We start from the raw sequence: 21,701 nt of genomic DNA, 5'->3' as shown, positions 1-21,701 counted from the left end.
AACGAGCCTTGAGCGGGGGGCTGACGATCAGAGGCACAGGCCCAGTTCAGATAACGGAGACCACCAGCCCATACATCGGCCATTCATCGAAGGTTGTAGGAATCCATTTCTCTGTCGTTCTCCAAATAAGGCGTGAATCTATGGCTAAACATCGGAGACTGGACCGGAACATCTGGGTCCGACATCCTCATCTGCTGGGGCATTGGAGTCTCAAGTTTGTTGTCTCATTCGTCTGGGACAGCTGCATTAGGAAGAGGAGAGGCGGCTGGACTCAGTCGGGGTCAGGAGTGATGTTTTGCCTCCTCGTTATGCTGTATTTCCGATACTTATTCGCGGTTGGATGTAAGTACCTTCCACATGGTTTTGGAAGCCGAACGTACATGCATCTTGATTGTCTCTGAGTTGGCAGCTACGAGGCCGTGTAAGACCTCCTCGTAAATGCCAGCGCGCAGCAACGCCTCATAGAGAGCTGCATCTTGTGTTGCATCTCTTCTTGCCCAGGACTTTTTTCGAGCAACGCTCCTGAGATAGGTGACTAAAATGCCCGTCCTGCCACGCGCGATGTTTTTATGATAGTGCTTTCCCAAGTCCGGGAAACGGTCTGCATCTCGCGTCACGACGCGATAGAGCGCCAACTGTTCCTCTGAGAGCAAGTGCCGAAGATACTCTCGACCGGCTTCCATGAGGCCGCGTTGCGTTGCCTCGCGGAACCAGGCAAATTGCTCCGCAAGCACCGAATCGGAGGGAAGTTCACTTGAAAGAAGATGGTCGGTACAAGCCGCGACCATCACCTTGCTGAAAAGTTCTTCTTTGTTAGCGAAGTGACCGTAGATTGTCTTGACGGAGACTCCTGCGGATTTCGCGATCGCATCCATCGATGTCCCGGCAAATCCGTCCCTCAGAAAATGTTCACGGGCTGAAAGCACGATCGCGCGATCCTTCTCGGCGACCATAATTGCTTTGGATGTGCGCTTAGCCGCCGTCTTCATTGATGCCTCTCCGCCACCTGTCTAGGATATAGAACATTCGATGAATCTACAACGTCCGTTTCCGCATCTAGGAAAACGTACGTTGTAGCATGCGCGAGACATTCGTCGCATGGTCAGAGCCGCACGGGAGAAAATATGAAGATCGGAATCATAGGAGCGGGCAATATCGGATCGGCACTCGCCGGATACTTCCACAAACTACAGCACATCATAGTAATAGCAAACTCGCGCGGCCCGGGGACGCTTTTTAAGGTCGCTCAGGAAACTGGCGCTACTCCAGTCAATATCTCGGAAGTCGCGAAAGGAGTTGATCTGCTCGTCATCGCCATTCCGATGAAGAACGTGCCGTCGCTACCCGATGATCTGCTCGCTAGTCTGCCTGTGACATCGCCGATCATCGACACCGGAAATTACTATCCTCTTCGCGACGGTCATATCACTGAGCTTGATAAAGGTATGGTCGAGAGCGAGTGGACCTCGCACATATTGGGGCGCCCTGTCATCAAGGCATTCAACAACATCGTAGCGGATAGCCTTCTTCATAAAGGTCTTCCGAAAGGCTCGAAGAGCCGCATCGCTCTTCCAGTGTCAGGAGATGATGTCAGTGCCAAAGAGCTTGTGATCGCTCTGTTGGATCAGATGGGCTTCGATGCCATGGATGCAGGTCTCCTCTCCGCATCCTGGCGCTATCAGCCTGGTACGCCAGCTTACTGTCCTGATCCGACGATCCGACAGCTGCCATCCCTGTTGCAGCGAGCCAATCGCGATAAAGCACCAGCGAATCGAGATCAGGCAGCTAAGATGATGGCGAAGCTCCCCGCCGACTTTCCGCCGCAAGAACTGGTACGGGTCGCGCGTCTTTCCGCTGGCTTGGATATTTTGAGGCCGAGAAGCTGGGTCGCCTTGCTGCGTCTGGTGTTTACAGTTCTTTGGCCGTTTTGATAAGTAAAGCGCAGGTTAAGTGGGCTCAGCGTGAGGATGCACGATCCAGTTTCCATTGATCCCGGCCCCGAATAGAGAAGCTACGCGCCTAATCTCACTCGTCAAACCTGCCTGTGACAACAAGACCGATGATTGCGTCACAGATGTTCACCGTGAATCTCTCCGAGCAGGGCCAAAGCAGGTCATGCTGCATTGGCTGCCTGTGCCAGAGCGTCTCTATAGGCTCCTTGTACCCCGTCGCTCATGCGTAATATCATTCGCAGCGAACTTGCACCCAGTGTGGGCTAAACGCCTTTCACGGCGCATGCGCCTAGCGTCAGTCACTGATCACTGACGACAAACCGAGTTGGCCGCACGAGTCCTCAAGTTCGTTCAGAACGCTTCCAATGCGTCATTGACAGCAGTGGGCGCCTCGACCGTAACAATGTGCGAGGCATCCGGAATGACGGTAACTTTCGCGCCCCGTATGGCTTCAGACAGCCCGCGGGCTACGCTCGGCGGCGTACTGGGTCGTGCTCTCCTACCAGGATCAGTGTGGGACAACGGATCTCCCCAAGCCGGGTATGGATATCGAGCTTCGAAATGACGCCCCATATAGCCGCATGAGTTGCAGGATCATCTGCGAGTAGTGTCTTCGTGACTCTATCTACAATGTCGGGTCGCTGTGTTCTTGTCTCCTTGGTGAACCACCGTTCCAAACTCGACTGAATAACGGTAGCCATTCCCCCGGCGGACCGTCTCTGCACGAGCTCTCATACCGTTTCGCACGTCTTCGGAAAACTGGGAGGCTGTGCCGATCAGAATGAGATTGCGAACCAGGTCGGGCCTTTCGAGCGTAATTACCTGTGCGATCATTCCGCCGAACGAGATTCCGACGATTGTGAACTGGCTTGGCGCTGACCTCTTCGATCAGCTTGGCAACGATAGGGGCGGCCGGTCAAATGACCAATCTTCCGGCGCGCCCGACGATTGTCCATGGCCGGGTAAATCGAGTGCGACCACGTTGTATTTCCCGCATAGCGCTTCGATCTGTTGATCCCAATAGGTCAGATCATGGCCTACGCCATGAATCAAAACAACCGTCTCTCGTTTATTCGTGCTGGTTCGTACCCAATTTAAGTGCGCCTCTGGAGCTGTCTACGCTGGCAATTGGATTCGCTTCGCCGCGGCAGGAAACAGCCGTAGAGCGTTGTGGCCGATTGCTTCAATCTGTGGCTGAGTCAACCCGTCATACCCGAACAACGCTGTAAGGTTGGCGTTCATTGACTCTTCCGTTGTGCAGGGTACCCCGCAGTCAGATCCGTAGACGATATGGTCCGGCGTTGTCATCTGAAGGGCCGGGCCAAGTACTGTGGGGCAGGTGGCGGCTGTGTCCAGGTAAAGCCGACGCAGGTGCTCACGCATCTCAGCGATCGTAACTTTGTTGGGGTTCGGTAGCCACGACTCATTACCCAGAATGAGCAGCCGCCCAGAGAGAGCCGGCAAGGCTCCGCCGCAGTGCGCCAGAACAAACTGCATCTGAGCAAACTCATGAAAAATGCCGGCATAGAGCATATCCGTTACGGTGCGAGCCGTCTCAAACGCTACTTCAACCACGACGCAAGGCCTACCCATCGATCCAGGCGCGTAGGCGTTTGGATGGGCAAACACGACCGCGCCACGACGATCCAGTTCTTTCCAGACCGGCTTCAGGCTGGGGTCACTTAGGTAAACGCCATTGTAGTTACAGGTCACGGCAAAACCGTCCGCGCCCAACTGGGTCGACGCGCGCTCTATCTCATCGAGCGCGGCATCTGGATCGTCCGTGGGCAGAGCTGCTAAGAGACCGAAGCGGCTCGGATGTTGCTTCACGAGAGAGGCAGCATAGTCATTCGAGGCATGGAGGGCTTCAAGCGTCTTTGGGATGTTGCTCAACATCTGCATGGCAATCCCTGTGCGGTCCATGTAAGCCAGGGTGTCTTCGGGGTTCCATTCCGGAGACTTGTCGACGAGCCAGCAACCTTCCTTGAGACCGCGCAGGCGGTTTTCCCGTACCTCGTTAGACTCCGGTGGGTAGAAGTGTGCGTGTACGTCGATCCATCGGTTTAACTTGTGATTCAACATGCTGTCAGTCTCCCTTTATGGCGATTGTTCCTGCGTATGCGACTGACTTGCGGATTTGCGCGCCTCTTGTCGCAGAACTCCTCCGAGCAGGACTAAGGCAGGTCATTCTGCTTTGGCTGCCGGTGCCAGAGCTTCTTTATAGGCTCCTTGTACCCCTTCGCTCATGCGCAACATCATTCGCAGGTGAGCCAGCAGCAGTTGGGCCTGCACATCGGCCAACCGGGCTTGTTCTGGAGTCATGGATGCGATCCTTTCGCCATGCCCCACGTACGAAGTCAGACCCATCATCGATTCGAGTGTTGCTGTCTGAAGTTGCGCAAGACGAGCCTGTTCGAAGTACGCTCCTGCAAATCTTTCCACCGACTGATAGTTCATCAATTCGACCGCTCCGGTCGCCGAGGCTGCCTGCCAGTTCGCGTTCGTGAAAGCCATGACGGCGAGACCAAGTTTTGCAGGAGTTCTCTCGTCTGTCGGCCGGCCAGCTTCTCTCTCTGTCATCAAAGTTACGATTGCAGTTAAGTTGTCGATCTCTTTGGGGAGCGACTCTCGCATCTGCTGCAAACCATCATTATTTTCGCTGATTTCCTTCCGCAGCCCAGCTTCTGCGGCAGATCGTAAATGCCGCCGATGAATGACCACGCCTACAATCAGCGTGGCGGTAATGAAAACTAGAGCGAATGTCGCGAGTGCTTTTATCTTTGTGCTTTTCACTTCTCTTTTCACTTCCTCATTATGTGTGCTTGTTAAGCCCCTTGTTTTACAGGTCACATTTAACGACCGATTCAAGGGCCTGATCGCAGAGGCTTGCCTGTCAAAACCACCTCGTCAGAACTCCCGAAAAACGTTAAACGCGAGAATGTCATCAACGCTAAGCCTCGGCCTTCGCGCAGTATTCCCGGAAGAAGCACGACCCACCGCAAGCATCATTACTGGCATATACCGGTTACTTATTCCGAGAATGTTGTTTACCCGGATTGGATCGAAACCTATCGGACAACTGACGTAGCCGCGGTTCCCCGCAGCAAGCATCAGTGTCATCGAAGCCAACGAAGCGGATCGAATTGCCTCATCGCGGGCCGCAAGAGGATTACCGTACATCTGGATGGCCATGGCCAACCAAACATCCGCGACCTCGCGACACAAGAGTCCGGCTTTGACGGTCTCGTCCAAAAGCCCCGCTAATCTCTCGTGCCCTTGCAAATCACCAAGAATCAAGAAGGTTACAGGTGCATCGGCGACCCTTTTCTGATTCGACTCGATTGTGGCGGACTTAAGCCTCTGTCTAATTTCCGGGTCAGTCACCGCGATGAATCGCCAATGTTGAATATTGAAGGACGAGGGAGCCTGCGATGCTTCTCCGATCAGCTCCTTTACTTCAGAGTCGGAAATCGACGCAGCCGAATCAAAATGCTCCGCCGCAGTTCTTTTCGTAAGGACATCTAAAAAGTCACTCAGATGCTTCTCCTGGTTAGGCAAGGATGGTTGGAAGACTTGGCGGGAAGATAAGGTTGAGGTGAATCCTGTGGTCTTCGAAGCATCCGAATCAGGTTTCACCATCTGCTGCGAATTGTGAGAAGTCGTGGATGTATGCGATATGGATCGAGTCACCGCCTGTATTCAGAATCTTCAGGAACAAGCTTCCATGGAGACGGTAGAAGTCCCTGTTCACTCAGCCAATTGTGAAAGAGCTCTGGCCAAACATACTCATAGGGCTCAGTCGTCGCCAGGCCCGCGCCGTGTGTTCCTTTTTGAAAGATATGAGCCTCGCTGGGAACCTTCGCGGTTCTAAGCGCTTCATAGAAAAGGATGCTGTTCTGAGAATCAACAACCTTGTCGTCGAAGCTCTCGAAGATGTACGCAGGTGGGGTGGTAGAGTTTACCTGCTTCTGCCCGGAGAGATAGTCCTCCAGTTGGCTCAACTCGGTGCCGGTGTATCCGTAGAGCAGGTGGCTGAGCGAGGACGCGGAGGCAAATTGATTGGGATCCATGGAGATAACTGGATAGCCAAGACCAAGGAAGTCGGGACGTGCGTCGACCTGGTCGATGCTGTCCTGAGAGGGAAGGTTGAAGTTCGAGGCGAAGTGAATGGCGATCGTCGAGGCGAGATGGCCGCCTGCCGAGAAACCAAAGACACCGATATGCGCGGGATTGATGCCGAACCGTGCGGCATTAAACCGTACATAGCGAACTGCACGTTGTCCGTCCCACATGGGGACTGGATAGCGGTATGTGCCATTCGCCTGCGCAAGGCGGTAATAGAGCACGAAGGTCGTAATGCCAAGCTTGTTCGCAAAATACTGGCCGACGGGAGTTTGTTCGTTCTCATCGGTCAACTCGTTGTATCCGCCGCCCGGCATGACAACAATCCCGATGTCTGTCGCAGCGGCCGCTCCCTCGGGTCTGAACACGCGAAGAAACGGAATGTCGATGCACGGATTGTTGCCGACCGACCCGGGAGCCTGATCGTCCCATAGGCGCAGATCAGTTGCATCACTTGCGTCGTAGCATGTGCTGGTACTGGATTGAGCCTTTGCGCTGAACGTCGGGAAGACAAAAGGCAGCGCTAATAGAGAAAGAAGAGAATGCTTACGAAATAAGTTCATAGTCGCATAAACCTCAAAAACGAGTGGAAGTCGTTGTGGATTTACAGTTGCTTGTTTTCTGTATCTCCACTTTTTCCTTTGCTCTCCGAGCTCATTAGATGTTCTAGGCTGAAATCAAACTGATGGAAGAATCGTGAGCCGTGGACGGAGCATGGGATTGTCGGAGTATTCAGGATGTTGCTTGTATTCTCGAATGCGCTAGTCTAGGCGAAAGTCGTCCACTGGGCGCGAGCGAAACGAACGATCTCTTCAGGCGGCGTGTCCGGCGGAAGACTCATCACCGTCTGGAAGCCGGCGTCGCGCATTTGGGAAGCAATCGCAATGTTTGCGCTTGCAAGTGCGCCCCTCAGTACCTCTGCGTTGTAATCCGTGCAGTAGGCGGGAGTGCCCGGCTGCTGACGCCAGGATTCGGAGAGCGGCCCAGCGTCGATGCCGTCAAAGCCCATGCCATCCAAGAGGGCGATCAATAACTGCTTGGCCTTCATGTCTTCTCCAGATATGGGAAGGGCGATGCGAGTCTGTGAACCTTTTGGAAGCCCGCCGTTGATGATGCTATACGTGAATATGTTATTGAAGGCCTTAATGACGGGACGCCCCAACACACTGGACACCCACTCGCTTTCCGTCATTCCTCCTTCAATCTGAGCGATCAAACCATCGCGCTGAGGATAGTAGTTCCCAGTATCGACGATGGGTGCCCCCGAAGGGAGCGCACCAAGCAGATCCTTCGGGAGCAAGGGCACACTCTTCTCAGGAATCGCAATGACGAGCAGATCTACACCCTTTGCTACGTCCGAAATAGCTACGGCAGTAGTGCCCGTTTCCTCAGCAACCTTCGAAAGCGTCTCTGGACCACGTGAGTTCGCAATTTGCACAGCATGTTGGAGCTTGCGGAAGTGAACAGCGAGGGCTGATCCAACGCCCCCCGCTCCAATGATTCCAATTTTCATCTCTTCTCCTTAAGGCTTTAGTGGCGCTTGTTGAGTGAGGTGCGGCCATACTACAACGACCGTTTTCCATAAGATCGAATAACGATCGTTGCAGATTCAGGAATACTTGCCTATTTTTGAATCAAGGTTGGGGAGTTCATGGCTCACTTGGTCAGCGACTTCACAGCCGTGACCAGATCAATCGTCCCTTTGATGTGTTCGGTGCCGGGTGCTCCAAAGTCGATCCACCTAGAGTTAAAGCTATCGACCATCTCAACGTAGGCACCGGAGCGTTCGGCTGGCATACCATGCTGTGCCAGAGTATCGACCCACGTCTCTCGCGGAAAGGCAACGCCGGTGACAGGCCGATCGAGAGCCTTTTCGAGGGCAGCCGCCACATCATTCGGGGAGTAGTAAGTCGGGCCTGAAATCTCAATAAATCGGTTCCCTTGCCAGGCCTGGAGCAGAATCTCTGCGGCGATCCGGCCAACGTCTTCTGTAGCAACAAGTGGAATAGGGTCTTCCATGGGCTGGTAAAAGGAGAAGTACATGCCAGTAGTGCGGACAGCGGCAATGCTATGCGAAATGTTTTCCATAAACGATCCGGCACGAAGAAACGCGCTGGGAACCCTGGTGCCGCCGAGTTCCTCTTCAAGGATATGAGCCGTAGTAACTAGGCCCAAACTTGAGGCCTTTTCGCCTCCGATGGAGGAGAGGAAGACGGCCTGGGGAGGCTTGGCCGCGAGAACTGCCTTCTTGATCGCGACGATTCGCGCGACGCTGTCCGGAAACCCTGGAACCACATCGGGCGGAATCATGCAAAATACACCTTCGACATCCGTAAAGGCGGCGATAAGGTGGCCATCGTAGTTGGCATTTACAACTTCAACGCTCTTGTCTTTCCAAGCCTGCGCCTTCGAGTCGTCACGGACGATACCGCGAACCTTCTTTCCATGCTGGAGGAGAGCGTTTGCGACGGCGCCGCCCACATTACCGGTGATTCCCATAACAGCGAACATGTGTGTTGTCCTCTTTAATTTGACTTTGCGTTGAATGAGTCAGGCGGAGCGAGCGCTCATGATACGTGTGGATTTGACGAGTAGGTCATTGCGGCTATCCTCCAACCCTCGCTTCCTTTGACCAACAACCCAGGTTTCGCTCCCGCGATTCTGCTCCTTTCCGTCAACCAGGAATACGAAGTCAAAGTACACGGACGCGATCGTCCCGTCGCTGTTCTCATGCAGATGTGTGTGCGTCGGATTGAAGCTGGCCTTTGAGGTCGAAACCAGCTTTGCGAAGTCTGTGTAACTTCCCACACGAACCTTCACCGCATCTGGTGATTTCGCTTTCGCGCGGGCGTAAGCCTCATCAGAAAGTACGTTGAGCCACATACCGCCTTGAGGAAAAAAGAGACGCGCTAGTCGAGACCCGTCATGGGTCAGAACGGCTTCGTGATAAGCATCAATCACATGCTGAACGTCGACAGTATCCGACGCGGTGCTGGTAGGGACAGCCTTGTTGGTATCAGCTGGTAGTGGACTCTGAGTGGAGCTTGCGGCGCCGATCAGAATCATGAAAACAAAGAAGAGGCTACCGGCGAGACGCTTCATGTGTTATCTCCCTGAAGACGAAAGCTGTAAAAAATAGCATTTGATACGAAAGTTCGAAGTCTTCGTCATAGAGATCTGTGGCTCTACGATTTGCTGAGATAAATTCCTCCCCACTCTGCAAGATGATCCAAGACCGCGTACACGCCGTCTCTCGTGCCGCCGTCCAGTTCATATTCAACATGCAGCACAAGATCACTCATATCGTTTCGAGCAACAATTCCAGCGCTTTCTAGTTGGCGCAGATTCTGGACTAACATTTTCTTGGAGGCCCCTGGAACCAGTCTTGCAAGATGCCCCAGGCGAATTGGCCCCGTACGCATGGCACAGAGAATCTGTATTCTCCATTTGCTTTGGAAGAGAACACCAACAGTAAAAGTCGCATTGCGCACGTATCTTGCTTCTGGATTGTTCATAATCGACTGTTGCTCGCCCTCCTTCCTCCCGATGGTCCTTCTACGAAGTGACGCTGGATACATATGCCAAATCAAGATGGCCCGGTTTCAGTTAAGCAATCGTTGCAGTGCCATACTGCCGATGGTCTACGTCCAATCGGGGAGGCCATCTTCACCAGCGTTCTGACCGAACAGTGAGCAGCCCCGATCACCTTGCTGCCGCTGGGCGCGCGAAACCGTGGCCCAAGTGCGGCGAATAGGCTCATTGGTGCGCAAGCAGCTGGTCGAGCTCGGACATGAGATGAACCTCTGTCGGCTGCCATCCAAGTGCCTTCCTGGTCAGTTGACTTGACACCGGGTTATCTGCCGAGAGGAACGGCGTGTAGAAGCTGTAATCCTTGGCCGCCTCTTTGGCGGACTTGCTGACAACCGGTACATCCAGGCTCCGGCCGATGGCGTCTGCAATGTTACGAACCGCAATGCCCTCGTCGTCTACAGCGTGATACCTTGCGCCTGCCTCGCCATTCTCAAGCGCCAGCCGGAAAAGCCTAGCGGCATCGAACCGATGCACTGCCGCCCAACGATTCTTTCCTTCGCCCACATACACCGCGACTTGTTTCTTGCGGGCCAGACCTATCATCTGGGTGACCAATCCCTGCTTGCTTTGGTCGTGGACGGATGGAGGCAATCGCACCACAGAAGCACGCACGCCGCGCGAGACCAGTGCCAGCACAGCCGTTTCGGTTCCGGCTCTGATACCGCCAACAGAGGCAGGATCGGCCACATCCTCTTCTGTGGCAGTACGGCCTAGCGAGAGGGCCATGGTCGGGGATACAGCGACCAGCCTGCGGTCACGGCCCATCAGTGCAGCGCCAAGGGTTTCGATGGCGCGTTTGTCCGCCCTGACTGCGGCTGACATGAAGCGCGAAACAATGCCGCTCGGACTTCCGCCGAGCATCACACGAAGGCGCGTTCCGAGGCTGGCTTGCGAGAACGCATGGAAGAAGGCGGTATGGATCACGCCGTCGGCAGCAGCAGCTCCGCTACGCAAGCTCTCCAAGTCCTCAATCGTGCCGCGATGCGCCCGAGCACCAGCGGCGATCAGCGATTTCGCCGCTGCCTCCGAGCGCACAAGCCCCGACACTTGATGACCGGCTTCGAGAAGTTCCTTCACGACGGCTGATCCTACAAATCCCGTAGCTCCGGTAACGAAAACACGCATATATCTTTCCTCTCTCCTAAGCTGCGATGCTGTCGGCATAGCGCCGTCAATGCCTGCTCGGACTCAACGGCAGTAACAAATAAGAAGCCTGCCCCACGCCGGTCGCAACCGTGCTCGTTCCTCCATAGAGAGCCGGATCACGATTCGGATGCGCTGCGTAAAATAAGCCGGGGTTGGTTGAGAACGGAAGTACGTAATCCTTGCTTGGCACGATGCTTGCGCTGGGCGGATATTGCCAGTCCTTGCCCTGGATACTTAAGGCTAACTGGTAGCCCTTTGGTACGACGACACTGGTCGGCCAGGCGAAATTGACATCCACTTCGTAAATCTGGCCAGGCACCATCGGCTTTGTGGCGAGTTGGGGGTGGTAGGAGTAATAGTTCGTTGACTTCACCGGATCGATAGCTCGGCGAGAGACACGGAGGAAGCCTTGATCTGCGGGAACATGCGGATCGGTATTGCCTGTGAAGGTTATCTCCAGCCCTTCAGGATCGATCAAGTGCAAGGCTGCGAAGATATCCATGTCGGATGTGGAAGATCGAACCCACAGTTTGAGCGCTACTGGTCCGGTGAACTCGACGTCTTCGTTGAATCGTTTGGTTTTGAAAGTCAGGCCGTCGCCCATTGCCGCATACGACTTCTCGGTTGCGGCCAATCCATCTTTGTCCGGACCCATTTCGCTGTTATCAGCATCGAGGTAGTAGCGTGTCCACTGCGTCTCCCGCAACGGCCATGTGGCATCTGTCTTCCAGAAGGTGCCATCCGGACTCCTGACCTGCACTGAAACTGGAGGCTCTTTGTCCCACCCGTTCTTCGCGTCTTTCAGAAAGTGATCGAAGAAGCGCTTTTGCAAGTCAAAAGACTCTTCGGAATAAAACGGTGTCAGATGATCGCCAGTTTCGATCCGCAGCCACTTTGACTTGCTGCTTGCGGCCATATAGCCAGCTGTGCTCCAGTCCTCCCAGTTGGCAACACATAACAGCGGGACGGTGATGCGACTGCCATCGGGTGTTCGCTCGTGGTAGAAGGTTCCATCATAAGGATGGCTTATCCATGCATCGAGAGGTGCGGCACGATTCTGCTTCAACAATTCCGCGGACAAGGCTTCACCGGTCGTCCGTTGACCATTGACCATATCCTTGAGAGGCGACTCGCCATTTCCATTCTGATCGGGGACGACCTGATGGTCCCACCAGAACTTCCATGCAGGATTGAGTATTCCGCCGTAGAAGGCGATCTCGCGGTAGTAGTCGAAGGCTCCATCCCATGGCAGGATGGCGGCGAGCCCTTCAGGTTGTCGTGCTGCGGCCATCCACTGATTGATGGCCTGGTAGGAGGTTCCTATCAAACCGACTTTACCCGAGCTCCAGGTCTGATGAGCGGCCCAGGTAATTAAGGTTGCGTAATCGTCGATCTCCCGAGGAGAAAAGGGGTCGAGCATACCCGGTGAGCTGCCAGCGCCACGTGAGTCGGCATCGATCACAACATAACCTTGCGGAACCCAGCGCTCGGGGTCGGCCTCCTCGAAACGCAGGTAACGGCAGGACGACTTCTTGCAGAGATCCGGGTACTTTGCGATCAGTCTTGCCCATGAAGCACTGTACGCTGGAACCGAATCCATCCGGCTGTCCTTGCCGTAAGGCCCCATAGACATTAGCACGGGATAGTGCCCGGGTTTCTCTGGGCGATAGATGTTGACACGCAATGCAACGCCGTCTGTCATCGTGATGGGCACATCCTGCTCGAAAATCATCCCCGGCACGCCGCTGTCAATGCGTTCGGCAAGTGTTGGTTCCACCGACCCAAGGATGAAAACCAAGGAAAGGATAGACAACAGAATTCGGTGAATGAAGAAGGTTTTTCTATAACTCATCGGGGATTTCCTTGTAGTTTGCAATTTGGGTTTTCCACGCATATGCACGCAGGGGAAACTCATCGATCAGGCAGGCTCCAAATCGGCGATCAAACCTGGTCCCGTTGGATTCCAACCCAATGCTTGTTTTGTTTTCGTGCTGGATGCCTGGAAATCAGCGCTCACGAAGTAAGCAAGAAAACCGAAATGAGATGCCGCTTCCTCGGGAGTCTTCGAGACAGCACGAACGTTCGCAAGCCTTCCGACTGCCTCAGCGATCGCCCGCAATGCGATACCATCCTCGGCGATCGCGTGATACCGGCTTCCCGATGCCCCTTTTTCGAGCGCTAATCGGAAGAGCTGTGCGGCATCCCGACGATGTACGGCTGGCCAGCGATTGAGTCCGCCGCGCACGTATGCCGAAGCACCAGTCTGATTCGCCAAGGCGATCATTCTGGTGACGAGGCCCTGCTTCGTTCGATCATGAACCACAGGAGGAAGCCGGATAATGTTTGATCGGACGTTCTCAGACGCCAACGCAAGAGCCAGTTCCTCCGATGGAATACGAGCTGCTCCAAGAGAACGGGGATCTCCAGTGTCGTCTTCGGTCGTTGGGCGTCCCGGCGAGAGCAAACCAATTGCGGAGGCGATGACCAAGGGCATGCCTGTTCCCGAGAGTGCTTCGCCGAACGCCTCTACAACACGCCTGTCCATCTCAGCGGCAGCCGCAAATTGCGAGAAGTCATGGTTATAGGCGGTGTGGATCACGCCGTCGCACTCTAAGGCGGCCAGGGAAAGGCCCTTCGGGTCTGACAAGTCACCTCTGTGGACTTCGGCTCTCATTCGCTTAAGCGCATCGGCTGCCACGTCGTTTCGAGCAAGACCAAGCACCATATGTCCAGCTCGAATTAAATCCTCAACTACGGCTGAACCGATATAGCCCGTAGCGCCTGTGACGAAAACACGCATATTTTCTCCCGTAGATTTCGCATTGCCCTTGGACACTTCTGGGAACCACTGTCCCCACAATATGCCGACTTTTGTCGTACGATCTATGGCAGGGCGTTCGCATTACTAGCTCGATCGTACGGAGATTTTATGGACCCACTTTCGGATGTTCTGTCGTTGCTGAAGCCACGCACTTACGTGTCCGGTGGTTTCGACGTGGGAGGAGAATGGGCAATCCAGTTCCCTCAAAAGGAGGGCATCAAGTGTTACGCAGTCGTTTCAGGCGCATGTTGGCTCTCGGTGGAAGGTGTTCCTGATCCGGTGCACCTTCAGACAGGAAATTGTTTCCTGTTGCCGACCGGTAGGCCTTTACGCCTTGCAAGCGACTTGTCACTTGCCCCGATCGACGCATCCGCGTTTTACGCGAGCGGGCGAAGCGGCGGTATCGTCTCCTTCAATGGTGGTGGCAGTTGCCTCATCGTTGGGGGCCACTTCACGCTCACAGGCGGTCACGCCCGCATTCTGTTGGGTGCGTTGCCACCCATCGTGCATCTCCAGACAGAATCGGATAAGGCAGCACTGCGTTGGGCTCTTGAGCGCATGCGGCAGGAGTTGCGCGAACAACGACCAGGAGCAGTTCTGGTCACCCAACAGCTCGCCTACATGATGCTGGTTCAGGCTCTACGGCTGCATCTGGAAGGAGGCAGAGGCAGTGTCGGATGGATGTTCGCCTTAACGGACAAGCAACTTAGCCTGGCAATGAACGCAATGCACGAGAATCCAGCCCACCGCTGGACGTTGCAGACCTTGGCGGAACGCGCCGGTATGTCCCGAACGATCTTCACCCTCCGGTTCAAAAAGGCGGTCGGATCATCCCCGATGGAGTACCTGACCCGCTGGCGGATGTTGCTCGCCGGCGACAGGCTGCAAAATACTGCCGACGCCATCTCCGAGATCGCTCTTTCGTTGGGTTACGAATCTGAAAGCGCCTTTAGCAAAGCATTCAAGCGGGTCATGGGTTGTTCGCCGCGACAGTATGCTCGCGGCTGCAACCCATCTGCTGCTTCACCTGACTTACGGAAAACCTCATCCATCAGACAACTCCAACTCGTCGAGACTTGTATGTGCCTGCGAAGTTGTCTATAACTCTCGGAAACGTTTTGAAACTGTCTTCACGCCACCCGCGAAGAGCGTCTCGGGATGCTGGCAGTTTTGTTTCCTCTTCGTTTTGATTGGTTACAATCGACCATGCGTTTCGTAGTCCTTGGTGTCTCTGCTTTGGTTTGTGTTTCTGCGATTGGACAGGTCGGGGGTAAGCCGTTCTCAACGCCTCTCCGGTCCTCGGTGCCTCAGCCGCGCGACCAGCACTTTAGGGGTACGATCCAACTTCACGTCGACGCTACGGACACGATTCATAGTTTCTTCCGTGTAAGCGAATCAATACCTATACAAGCTCCCGGTGAAATGGTGCTGCTTTACCCCGAGTGGGAAACGACCAGCCACGGGCACACGGTATCGGCTATAGAGCTGGCGGGCATACGCATGCAGGTCGATGGACACGACATCGAGTGGCGGCGCGACACGATCGACGTTCACGCCTTTCACTTAGCCATCCCTGCTGGAGCACGTTCGCTGACATTGAATTTTCAATACCTGCCGTCGCGCTCCTCGGCCAAGTTGCGCCCAGAGATGGTCGATGTCGAGTGGCAACATCTCCTGCTCTACCCGGCCGGCTGGTTTGTCCGGGATATTCCGGTGGCTGCGCAGCTAGAACTTCCGAAGGGGCTGCTTGCGTTCACTGCACTCGCACCGTTGCACCCTCCTGATAGCTCAGCCAATCTTTTGGCTTTCTCGCCTGAAACTCTCGACCGCCTCGTCGATGCTCCGGTCTATGCCGCACGGTACACACGACAGTTGGTTCTCTCATCTCCCTCGCATGTCCCCGTTCATCTCGACCTTGTCGCAGATGAACCTGCGGACCTCGAAATCTCGCCAACAGATCTTGCTGAGTTGCAGGCCTTGGTCGTGCAAGCCTCAAAGGTTTTCGGCCCGGCGCCCTTTCGCCACTATGACGCTTTGGTTTCGCTCAGCAATCAGCTTTCTCCTGGCGGAGGCCTCGAACATCTGGATGAGGGCAGGAAAATAATTTTCCTGCCAACTACTTCACCGCAAGCGTGCAGCAGTTGAACAACCGAGACCTGATCGCGCACGAATACGTTCACGCATGGAACAGCCGCTTTCGCCAGCCCGCTGGTCTCTGGTCACCAAACTTCAATCAACCGACAGACCCCTCGATGCTTTGGGTCTATGAAGGACAGACCGAGTTCTGGGGTCGCGTCCTTGCGGCCCGTGCCAGCCTCCGCACAACTGTCCGAACCACTGAACGGCCAATCAACTACCCTGAAGCCCCGAAATACTTGCCGATCCACGATGCACGATCGGCGTATCCTCCCTGTGTTCCAACGCCCACTTCGCAATCTCATCCTTACGCGCAAACCAAACGTCGTTGTGGCTCTTCGCGTATGTCAAGAAGCGATCGAGTACACGAATCCGATTGGATGGCCATTGATCCGGTCGTGCATGCCTATGAGCATCAACCTGCGGCGGCTCGCGCCTTCTTCATATAACTGGTCGAACTCGTCTTTCAATGCCTGTTCATAGGCAAGCGGGTTGTAGCCCTCCAGTGGGAAAGACGAAATGTCGTTCATGCTGAGCGTATACGGCACGGTCACGAAGCCTCTGCCCTTTACCGGAATGATGAAGGGTTCATCGTGGCTCGGTTCATCAATGGTGTACAAGAAGCCTAGCTCCTGCAGTGTCTCCAGGATGTTGACCGAATTGCGCATGTAGAAGGCATTCCAACCAACTGCTGTCTGTCCGGTAAGCCGATGAATGGTTTCTTGTGAGTCAGCGATGAAGCGTTTCTCTTCCTCGCGAGAGAAATTGTAAGAGGCCGACCAAGTGCGACCGTGAGCCGCTGCTTCGTGCCCGCGGCGCACGACCTCCTGAGCTACATCAGGGGCATTCTCAATGGCTTTGCCAACCATGAAACACGAAACCTTGATGTTGTGTTTATCGAACAGGTTCAGTGCCCTGGGTATTCCTTCGTAGTGCCCGTAAGCGAAAAATGCATTCGCCGGGAGGTCTGGTAGACCGTCTAGGATCGGGCCGAAGGCGCTTTGGCACCCGAAATGGGCTGCCCTCCGCCTTCGAACATGAGAGAGATCCTGACGGCCAGACGCGCTCCGTTAGGCCAGAACGACTTACCTTTAGGTTGATTCTGCATGTCTTCGTTTGCTTTCGTTGTCGCGGCGCTGCTGGACGTTCCGTTCAGGAGGGCCAATGCTCCGGCCGCGCCGGCACCAACCGAAAATTGTCTGCGAGTGATCTCCAAGGTGCTTTCCTTCCACGTTCTGAACTTTCATTACATGTAGTCAGTAAAGAGGCGCCACCCGTGCTTCTTGCCGTCGTTGACGAATGACACCTTCGCTCAAATGCCCGTCTTGCCGCCATCCACGACGTAATCAGCTCCAGCTACGAAGCTGCTTTCATCACTCGCAAGAAAAAGGATCACGTTCGCTGACTCATCTGCTGTACCCATACGCTTGAGTGGGACCGATGAGGCTAGTAGTTTCCTGAGTTCAGCATCCCGCGCTGGGTCGCGATCCACTAGACCGGAGATCGCGGGAGTATCCGTGGGTCCCGGACTAACAACGTTGACCCTGATGTTGCGATCCGATAGTTCGGCAGTCCACGTTCGCGCAAGCGAGCGTACAGCGGCCTTCGTTGCAGCGTAGATGCCGAAATTCGCGACCCCCTCGATAGATATTTGCGACCCGACAAGCACGATGGACGAGCCCGGATGCAAAGAAGGAAGAGCACCCTGAACCGTGAAGATCAGCCCTTTCACGTTCGCATCAAACGTACGGGAATAATGATCTTCGGTGTACTCTCCTAGCGCGCTGAATTCTCCGCCACCGGCATTCGCGACAAGGATATCGAGCCGCTGATGCCGTTCGGCGATAACGTCGTACATGCGGGAAATATCGCGCAGCTTCGACACATCGACTTTAATACTTTGCGACTGCTCGCCCAGAAGTTTGCTGGCCTCTGCGAGGCTCGCCTCTTTTCGTCCTGTTATGTAGACAAAAGCTCCTTCTTTGACGAACAACTTTGCCGTTGCCAACCCAATCCCGCTATTGCCTCCGGTGATTAGCGCTACCTTGCCACTCAGCCTGCCCATTCGACTCCTTAATATTTCGCCTTTGCTGCGTTGCGGTTGTAAAGCTGGGATGTGAATCGCGATTTATTCGAGAATGATCATTACGGAATGATATCGTACGATCACTACAGATGTGATCAACTCTGCATCTGATTCAAAAAACTTGCGTCATAAAACGATATGAGGCCCTCGAACAAGCTCGGAAGACCTGCTGCCTTCGACAAAGACGCCGCGCTAGATGTCGCGATGCGTCTGTTCTGGGAACGGGGTTACGAAGGCACCTCCATGGCGGATCTCTCGCACGCGATGGGCATTCACCCGTCCAGTATCTATGCGGCGTTCGGGGATAAGCAGGCACTGTTCGCTCTCGCGGCGAAACGTTATTTGGAAGTACCTGGGCAGTACATGGTGCGAGCGCTTGCTGAGCCAACGTTTGAAACATTCGTACAGGCTGCGTTCTACAACACAGTGGAGTTTCTAGGAGGCAAGGAATATCCGGCTAGCTGCTTCACATTGACTGGGTCATTGTCCTGCGGTGTAGACACGGAACCTGCCAAGGCTCTAATGCTCGATATACGGCTCCGGAATGAAGCCGTCCTCAAGGGCCGTCTTCTCAAAGCCCGAAGAGCCGGAGAGTTCTCCAAAGAAGAGAACATCGATGACTACACCCGCTACCTGTCATCACTCCTCAGTGGTCTCGCCGTGCAAGCGGCAAACGGCTCCACGAGGGCTCAACTCAAGCGCACTGCTGAATTGGCTTTGAGGCATCTGGGGATCCGAGTACGAAGCGAGGTCTAGTTCCAAGGCATACACCGATAGGATCGGCCGGTGGTTATGCTCCATCTTCCACGGCTGTAGATTTTGGCAGTCATACGTTCTGTTCTCCCGACAAGTGGTGCTGCATCCCGCTTCAAACTGAAAATCTAACTCCAATTTCAATCCGACGAGCTAACGCCACTTTCGAGCCCACCATCGATTCAGGTTGTTGTGTATTTCACTGCCGGTGGAACTCCTAGCCAGAACCTAAATGACCGTGAACGGAGACATCTGGCGCTTTTTGTTTACGGTGGCAAGCAGGGCGGAAGAGGAGTAGTCAGTTAGGCCAGATGTAGTAGTCGCTTCCAGCCAGCCTCAAAAACCCCACACCCTCCCAGAACTTGCGAACGCGCTGCTGTGCCGACCGTTTTCCAGTCGGTTCTTTGTCCCTCGGCCCGAGACCCGTGAACTGCAGGGGGACAGGTACGCAGGTAATGACACTGCAATTCTGTCCAAATTTCTGGATCACGCGCGAAGCAATCTCATTTCCCAAACCTCGACCCCGATAGTCAGGCTTTAGCTCAAGCCGCTCGATCAGCATCATGTCATGCTGGAACGCACGATTTTCCGAAAGCAGTCGCTCGACCTCTGGCTTTAGCTGTTCGCTCTCCTGGTCGAAGAGATTCGCAAAGCAATCGCAACTGTCGCCATCGAGACAATCCATCACCTCAAAGAGGGACATTCCTTCGTTCGGCACCCGGCTACGTTCGATCATGTAGACCACGACTGTCCCTATCTCTTGCTCACTGTCGTCATCCATCAAGCAGATAATGTCTCCGTGACAGACCGTGATGAAGTCGCTAGGGTCTCCTTCATATTGAGAAAGGCTGACCACAAAATCGACGCGGAAGGTGATCGACTCAGATTCCCTCCGACCGTTTGTCGCTTTGGTCTTCGCTTTGGCCATATGTCGTTAGCATACCCGGCGATCCACTTCGCGTAGACCACACAAGTGGTAGGCAAAACCCCGCGTCGAGGGCAAGAAGGGACAATCACTCATCTATCAATTACCCAGAACGTCTGTCCTAGTTCGCAAATCCTGCTTGCCGAAGCTCGCGACGCACGGTGCGGAAGACCCCATCATACTGTGGTAATGCTTCCATCTGATGTCCGAGACGGCCGTTCCAGAGCGCCTTCAGACGAGCTTCCTTTGCGAGGATGCGGGCTTCGACGCCGGCGATATCTTTCTCCCGAAAGCGTAGCTTTTCCGTTATGGCTCCGATGAGATGGCCGATTTCGATACCCGCATGAGAAGTCAGGAACCACAGGTCGTAGAGGTCGCGCGGCTCGTTGCGAGCCCGGTCTTGGAGAGCCACGATCTTTTCAGTGGCGATCTCGTTCAGGCTGTACACAGAGATCAAGCGATCCTCCGGTACGTCCTCAAACTCTGGATAGGTGCGTAGCACAGGAAGCTGCTCGACTGGGAAGAGCAGAATCTCCGAAACAGTAATGTCCACCTTCACGGTGTTGGGTATCGGCAGCGGTCCTTGATACCGGAGATAGAAGGTGAAGCTGTTGACATGCGTCTGGCGGTCTTCAGCCCCGAACGAGAAGCGTATGCCGGAGGCTTGGGCCACCAGCTCATAGACCTCGTCCAGTCCTGCGCGGATCCCCGCAAATTGCACTTTCCTTGCAAGGGTGAAGTCCAAGTCTTCGGAGAAACGATAGTCGCCGAAGTGGCAGCGCTTCAGCGCCGTGCCGCCCTTAAAGATGAGCAGGTCGCGGAGCTTGCTTTGGCTCAAGCCCACAAGAAACCAGGCCAGGCAGTAATCCCGCTCCAGCACGGCCTCGGGAATACGACGGCCACCGTGTTCCTTGTACAGCCGGTTGGCGAGAAGGGAGAGATTGCGCTGCGGGATCATGTGTGCGGAATCGCCTCCAGTTCGTCGATACCGATATTGAGTTGCAGACGCCAGCGTGCCTGAAAGGAACCTGACTTTGGCAACGTTGGATCGAGGCGGTCATAGGTGGAGGTCAGCTTCGAGCGAAGCGGTTCGAGCTCCCCCGGTGTGGCCATTGCGTAGAGTTCCAACAGGAACCCAAGTCGCCGCCGCAGAGCGCCGCTCGAAAAGTGCTGCACATAGTCGAGAAGCTTCGCAACCTTGATTTCCGTGCGGCCCATCCAGAGAGCCTTCGCTACTTCCGGGATGCCGCCCGCGTATTGCGGCTGGCGCAAAGCGTCAAGGATAGTCCGCTCCTTGTCGCTGATCATGACGGATTGCTGCTTCGTAATCCAGACCTGCGTCAGGCCAAAGAAATCTGTCGGCTTGACCGTGACGAAGCGGTACTCGTGCCCATGCACCGAACGTGGTGGCGTCCTGAGTGTCGAACTGACGTAGATGGTGAACTGGGGCTGCGTGACCAGGCGGTGCAATTCCATCGCGGAGCCGTGCGATATGAAGTAGGGGCGCCCTTCGCACATTTCCCGTGCGATGACAAAGGGGTCGCCGACGTACTCGGTCGCCCTGCCCAGTTCGAAAGGGACCAACGTGTAGAGGCCGGAGCGCAGCCGGGTTACGAGTCCCCGCCGCTCCGCCTTGTGGATCAGGGTCCGCGCCGAGGAACCGCGCAGGCCGGTTATCTCCTCGGCATCTTTGAGAGTGAACGTGGTTTTGCCGCGTTCATTGAGTTCCACCCAGAGGGCGGACGACCTTGGTCCCAAGGTTTTAGATCTAGGTCCAGCAGTCTTCGGGTTATATTCCGTGATCATATTGTTCCCCCGCAAGGAACGAAACGCGAACAGGGTATCACGTAGGGATGTTATTGTTTGCACGAAAAGTTCCCCCAGAAGGAACAATCGGTGATTGGAGTATCATTTGGACCTTCGACCTCTGCCTTACCGCGACAGAGGAATCGGCCGAAATCGACCGCAAAAATGCCCAAATTTGCTGGAAAATCGAGAGCAGGGCAAAGGTTTGGAGGGCAAAGGTCGTGGGTCCGCTAAGGGTCCAGTAACCGTTGCCGAGGGTTCAATAAGGCGCTCAGGGAGCCATCCGCTACGCCTAGTATCAACAAGTTACGCGATCCAGCTTAGCTGTCACGGCAGAGGTCGCGGGTTCGAGCCCCGTCGTCC

21 protein-coding genes and 2 pseudogenes are annotated in these 21,701 nt (G+C 54.9%); 5 read left to right on the top strand and 18 right to left on the bottom strand.

The annotated features are described in order from the left end of the window. Window positions 1-326: 326 nt before the first annotated feature. The gene (locus tag PW789_RS11045; protein WP_299375878.1) at window positions 327-989 is read right to left on the bottom strand and encodes a TetR/AcrR family transcriptional regulator; all 663 of its coding nucleotides are present in this window, start codon (window positions 987-989) and stop codon (window positions 327-329) included. A 111-nt stretch (window positions 990-1,100) separates the two neighbouring features. Between PW789_RS11045 and PW789_RS11040 the strand changes: the two are divergent. Further along, a pseudogene (locus PW789_RS11040) lies at window positions 1,101-1,931 on the top strand (NADPH-dependent F420 reductase); the annotation flags it as partial. A 642-nt stretch (window positions 1,932-2,573) separates the two neighbouring features. Here the strand turns inward: PW789_RS11040 and PW789_RS20105 are convergent. The 12 genes and pseudogenes from PW789_RS20105 to PW789_RS10985 form a co-directional block, all read right to left on the bottom strand. Next, window positions 2,574-3,005 (bottom strand): annotated as a pseudogene (locus PW789_RS20105) (alpha/beta fold hydrolase). Between the two features lie 63 nt (window positions 3,006-3,068). Next, window positions 3,069-4,034 (bottom strand): amidohydrolase family protein, encoded by a 966-nt coding sequence (locus PW789_RS11035; RefSeq protein ID WP_299375875.1) that lies wholly within the window; start codon window positions 4,032-4,034, stop codon window positions 3,069-3,071. 102 nt (window positions 4,035-4,136) lie between these two features. Then, window positions 4,137-4,745 (bottom strand): hypothetical protein, encoded by a 609-nt coding sequence (locus PW789_RS11030; protein ID WP_299375869.1) that lies wholly within the window; start codon window positions 4,743-4,745, stop codon window positions 4,137-4,139. A gap of 114 nt (window positions 4,746-4,859) precedes the next feature. Then, window positions 4,860-5,591, bottom strand: coding sequence for a nitroreductase family protein (locus PW789_RS11025; protein ID WP_299375866.1), 732 nt, complete (start codon window positions 5,589-5,591; stop codon window positions 4,860-4,862). 47 nt (window positions 5,592-5,638) lie between these two features. Beyond that, window positions 5,639-6,637, bottom strand: coding sequence for an alpha/beta hydrolase (locus PW789_RS11020; RefSeq protein ID WP_299375863.1), 999 nt, complete (start codon window positions 6,635-6,637; stop codon window positions 5,639-5,641). A 203-nt stretch (window positions 6,638-6,840) separates the two neighbouring features. Further along, window positions 6,841-7,587, bottom strand: a complete 747-nt coding sequence (locus tag PW789_RS11015) for an NAD(P)-binding domain-containing protein (protein ID WP_299375860.1) — start codon at window positions 7,585-7,587, stop codon at window positions 6,841-6,843. Between the two features lie 143 nt (window positions 7,588-7,730). Then, window positions 7,731-8,585 carry an NmrA family NAD(P)-binding protein gene (locus tag PW789_RS11010; protein ID WP_299375855.1) on the bottom strand — a complete coding sequence of 285 codons (855 nt, stop codon included), beginning with the start codon at window positions 8,583-8,585 and terminating at the stop codon, window positions 7,731-7,733. A gap of 39 nt (window positions 8,586-8,624) precedes the next feature. Continuing rightward, window positions 8,625-9,176 carry a nuclear transport factor 2 family protein gene (locus PW789_RS11005; protein ID WP_299375852.1) on the bottom strand — a complete coding sequence of 184 codons (552 nt, stop codon included), beginning with the start codon at window positions 9,174-9,176 and terminating at the stop codon, window positions 8,625-8,627. 83 nt (window positions 9,177-9,259) lie between these two features. Beyond that, complete coding sequence (locus PW789_RS11000) at window positions 9,260-9,589, bottom strand: helix-turn-helix domain-containing protein (protein ID WP_299375849.1); 330 nt, start codon at window positions 9,587-9,589, stop codon at window positions 9,260-9,262. Between the two features lie 241 nt (window positions 9,590-9,830). After that, window positions 9,831-10,790, bottom strand: coding sequence for an SDR family oxidoreductase (locus tag PW789_RS10995; protein ID WP_299377839.1), 960 nt, complete (start codon window positions 10,788-10,790; stop codon window positions 9,831-9,833). Between the two features lie 46 nt (window positions 10,791-10,836). Continuing rightward, window positions 10,837-12,663 (bottom strand): CocE/NonD family hydrolase, encoded by a 1,827-nt coding sequence (locus PW789_RS10990; RefSeq protein WP_299375846.1) that lies wholly within the window; start codon window positions 12,661-12,663, stop codon window positions 10,837-10,839. A gap of 66 nt (window positions 12,664-12,729) precedes the next feature. Further along, a complete protein-coding gene (locus PW789_RS10985; protein ID WP_299375843.1) occupies window positions 12,730-13,611 on the bottom strand; it encodes an SDR family oxidoreductase in 882 nt (293 codons plus the stop codon). A 129-nt stretch (window positions 13,612-13,740) separates the two neighbouring features. Here PW789_RS10985 and PW789_RS10980 point away from each other — a divergent pair, with 129 nt between their 5' ends. Genes PW789_RS10980 through PW789_RS20100 form a run of 3 tightly spaced genes read left to right on the top strand, consistent with a single transcriptional unit; the run spans window position 13,741 to window position 16,217 of the window. Further along, window positions 13,741-14,736, top strand: a complete 996-nt coding sequence (locus PW789_RS10980) for an AraC family transcriptional regulator (RefSeq protein ID WP_299375840.1) — start codon at window positions 13,741-13,743, stop codon at window positions 14,734-14,736. Between the two features lie 54 nt (window positions 14,737-14,790). Continuing rightward, complete coding sequence (locus PW789_RS10975; RefSeq protein WP_299375837.1) at window positions 14,791-15,777, top strand: hypothetical protein; 987 nt, start codon at window positions 14,791-14,793, stop codon at window positions 15,775-15,777. Continuing rightward, entirely contained in the window at window positions 15,765-16,217 is a 453-nt protein-coding gene (locus tag PW789_RS20100; RefSeq protein WP_367182537.1) for a hypothetical protein, read from the top strand. Before PW789_RS10975 ends, PW789_RS20100 begins: the two co-directional genes overlap by 13 nt. Here the strand turns inward: PW789_RS20100 and PW789_RS10970 are convergent. Beyond that, the gene (locus PW789_RS10970; RefSeq protein ID WP_299377836.1) at window positions 16,116-16,655 is read right to left on the bottom strand and encodes a polysaccharide deacetylase family protein; all 540 of its coding nucleotides are present in this window, start codon (window positions 16,653-16,655) and stop codon (window positions 16,116-16,118) included. The genes PW789_RS20100 and PW789_RS10970 overlap by 102 nt on opposite strands. Before the next feature lie 425 nt (window positions 16,656-17,080). Further along, window positions 17,081-17,833: an SDR family oxidoreductase gene (locus PW789_RS10965; RefSeq protein ID WP_299375834.1), complete on the bottom strand. Its 753-nt coding sequence runs from the start codon at window positions 17,831-17,833 to the stop codon at window positions 17,081-17,083. Window positions 17,834-17,992: 159 nt separating this feature from the next. Between PW789_RS10965 and PW789_RS10960 the strand changes: the two genes are divergently transcribed. Beyond that, window positions 17,993-18,610, top strand: coding sequence for a TetR/AcrR family transcriptional regulator (locus PW789_RS10960; protein WP_299375830.1), 618 nt, complete (start codon window positions 17,993-17,995; stop codon window positions 18,608-18,610). Window positions 18,611-18,905: 295 nt separating this feature from the next. Here PW789_RS10960 and PW789_RS10955 read toward each other — a convergent pair whose 3' ends face one another. From PW789_RS10955 to PW789_RS10945, 3 genes are all read right to left on the bottom strand, one after another. Continuing rightward, the gene (locus PW789_RS10955; protein WP_299375826.1) at window positions 18,906-19,535 is read right to left on the bottom strand and encodes a hypothetical protein; all 630 of its coding nucleotides are present in this window, start codon (window positions 19,533-19,535) and stop codon (window positions 18,906-18,908) included. Between the two features lie 118 nt (window positions 19,536-19,653). Beyond that, window positions 19,654-20,490 carry a nucleotidyl transferase AbiEii/AbiGii toxin family protein gene (locus tag PW789_RS10950; protein WP_299375823.1) on the bottom strand — a complete coding sequence of 279 codons (837 nt, stop codon included), beginning with the start codon at window positions 20,488-20,490 and terminating at the stop codon, window positions 19,654-19,656. Next, complete coding sequence (locus tag PW789_RS10945; RefSeq protein WP_299375821.1) at window positions 20,487-21,338, bottom strand: type IV toxin-antitoxin system AbiEi family antitoxin domain-containing protein; 852 nt, start codon at window positions 21,336-21,338, stop codon at window positions 20,487-20,489. Before PW789_RS10945 ends, PW789_RS10950 begins: the two co-directional genes overlap by 4 nt. Window positions 21,339-21,701: the final 363 nt, after the last annotated feature.

The sequence above is a fragment of the Edaphobacter sp. genome, from assembly GCF_028283685.1.
In the GTDB taxonomy this organism is placed as follows: domain Bacteria; phylum Acidobacteriota; class Terriglobia; order Terriglobales; family Acidobacteriaceae; genus Edaphobacter.
Note: the sequence above shows the minus strand (reverse complement) of the source record. Positions and strands in the feature narration are given on the sequence as shown.

What these genes read in the sequence shown, in the direction of transcription:
- PW789_RS10965 (WP_299375834.1), bottom strand. Translation starts at nt 17,833, where the DNA reads ATGGGCAGGCTGAGTGGCAAGGTAGCGCTAATCACCGGAGGCAATAGC.
- PW789_RS11000 (WP_299375849.1), bottom strand. Translation starts at nt 9,589, where the DNA reads ATGAACAATCCAGAAGCAAGATACGTGCGCAATGCGACTTTTACTGTT.
- PW789_RS10980 (WP_299375840.1), top strand. Translation starts at nt 13,741, where the DNA reads ATGGACCCACTTTCGGATGTTCTGTCGTTGCTGAAGCCACGCACTTAC.
- PW789_RS10990 (WP_299375846.1), bottom strand. Translation starts at nt 12,663, where the DNA reads ATGAGTTATAGAAAAACCTTCTTCATTCACCGAATTCTGTTGTCTATC.
- PW789_RS11025 (WP_299375866.1), bottom strand. Translation starts at nt 5,591, where the DNA reads ATGGTGAAACCTGATTCGGATGCTTCGAAGACCACAGGATTCACCTCA.
- PW789_RS11015 (WP_299375860.1), bottom strand. Translation starts at nt 7,587, where the DNA reads ATGAAAATTGGAATCATTGGAGCGGGGGGCGTTGGATCAGCCCTCGCT.
- PW789_RS10955 (WP_299375826.1), bottom strand. Translation starts at nt 19,535, where the DNA reads ATGGCCAAAGCGAAGACCAAAGCGACAAACGGTCGGAGGGAATCTGAG.
- PW789_RS11045 (WP_299375878.1), bottom strand. Translation starts at nt 989, where the DNA reads ATGAAGACGGCGGCTAAGCGCACATCCAAAGCAATTATGGTCGCCGAG.
- PW789_RS11020 (WP_299375863.1), bottom strand. Translation starts at nt 6,637, where the DNA reads ATGAACTTATTTCGTAAGCATTCTCTTCTTTCTCTATTAGCGCTGCCT.
- PW789_RS10945 (WP_299375821.1), bottom strand. Translation starts at nt 21,338, where the DNA reads ATGATCACGGAATATAACCCGAAGACTGCTGGACCTAGATCTAAAACC.
- PW789_RS11010 (WP_299375855.1), bottom strand. Translation starts at nt 8,585, where the DNA reads ATGTTCGCTGTTATGGGAATCACCGGTAATGTGGGCGGCGCCGTCGCA.
- PW789_RS10960 (WP_299375830.1), top strand. Translation starts at nt 17,993, where the DNA reads ATGAGGCCCTCGAACAAGCTCGGAAGACCTGCTGCCTTCGACAAAGAC.
- PW789_RS10985 (WP_299375843.1), bottom strand. Translation starts at nt 13,611, where the DNA reads ATGCGTGTTTTCGTCACAGGCGCTACGGGCTATATCGGTTCAGCCGTA.
- PW789_RS10995 (WP_299377839.1), bottom strand. Translation starts at nt 10,790, where the DNA reads ATGCGTGTTTTCGTTACCGGAGCTACGGGATTTGTAGGATCAGCCGTC.
- PW789_RS11005 (WP_299375852.1), bottom strand. Translation starts at nt 9,176, where the DNA reads ATGAAGCGTCTCGCCGGTAGCCTCTTCTTTGTTTTCATGATTCTGATC.
- PW789_RS11035 (WP_299375875.1), bottom strand. Translation starts at nt 4,034, where the DNA reads ATGTTGAATCACAAGTTAAACCGATGGATCGACGTACACGCACACTTC.
- PW789_RS10950 (WP_299375823.1), bottom strand. Translation starts at nt 20,490, where the DNA reads ATGATCCCGCAGCGCAATCTCTCCCTTCTCGCCAACCGGCTGTACAAG.
- PW789_RS10975 (WP_299375837.1), top strand. Translation starts at nt 14,791, where the DNA reads ATGCTGGCAGTTTTGTTTCCTCTTCGTTTTGATTGGTTACAATCGACC.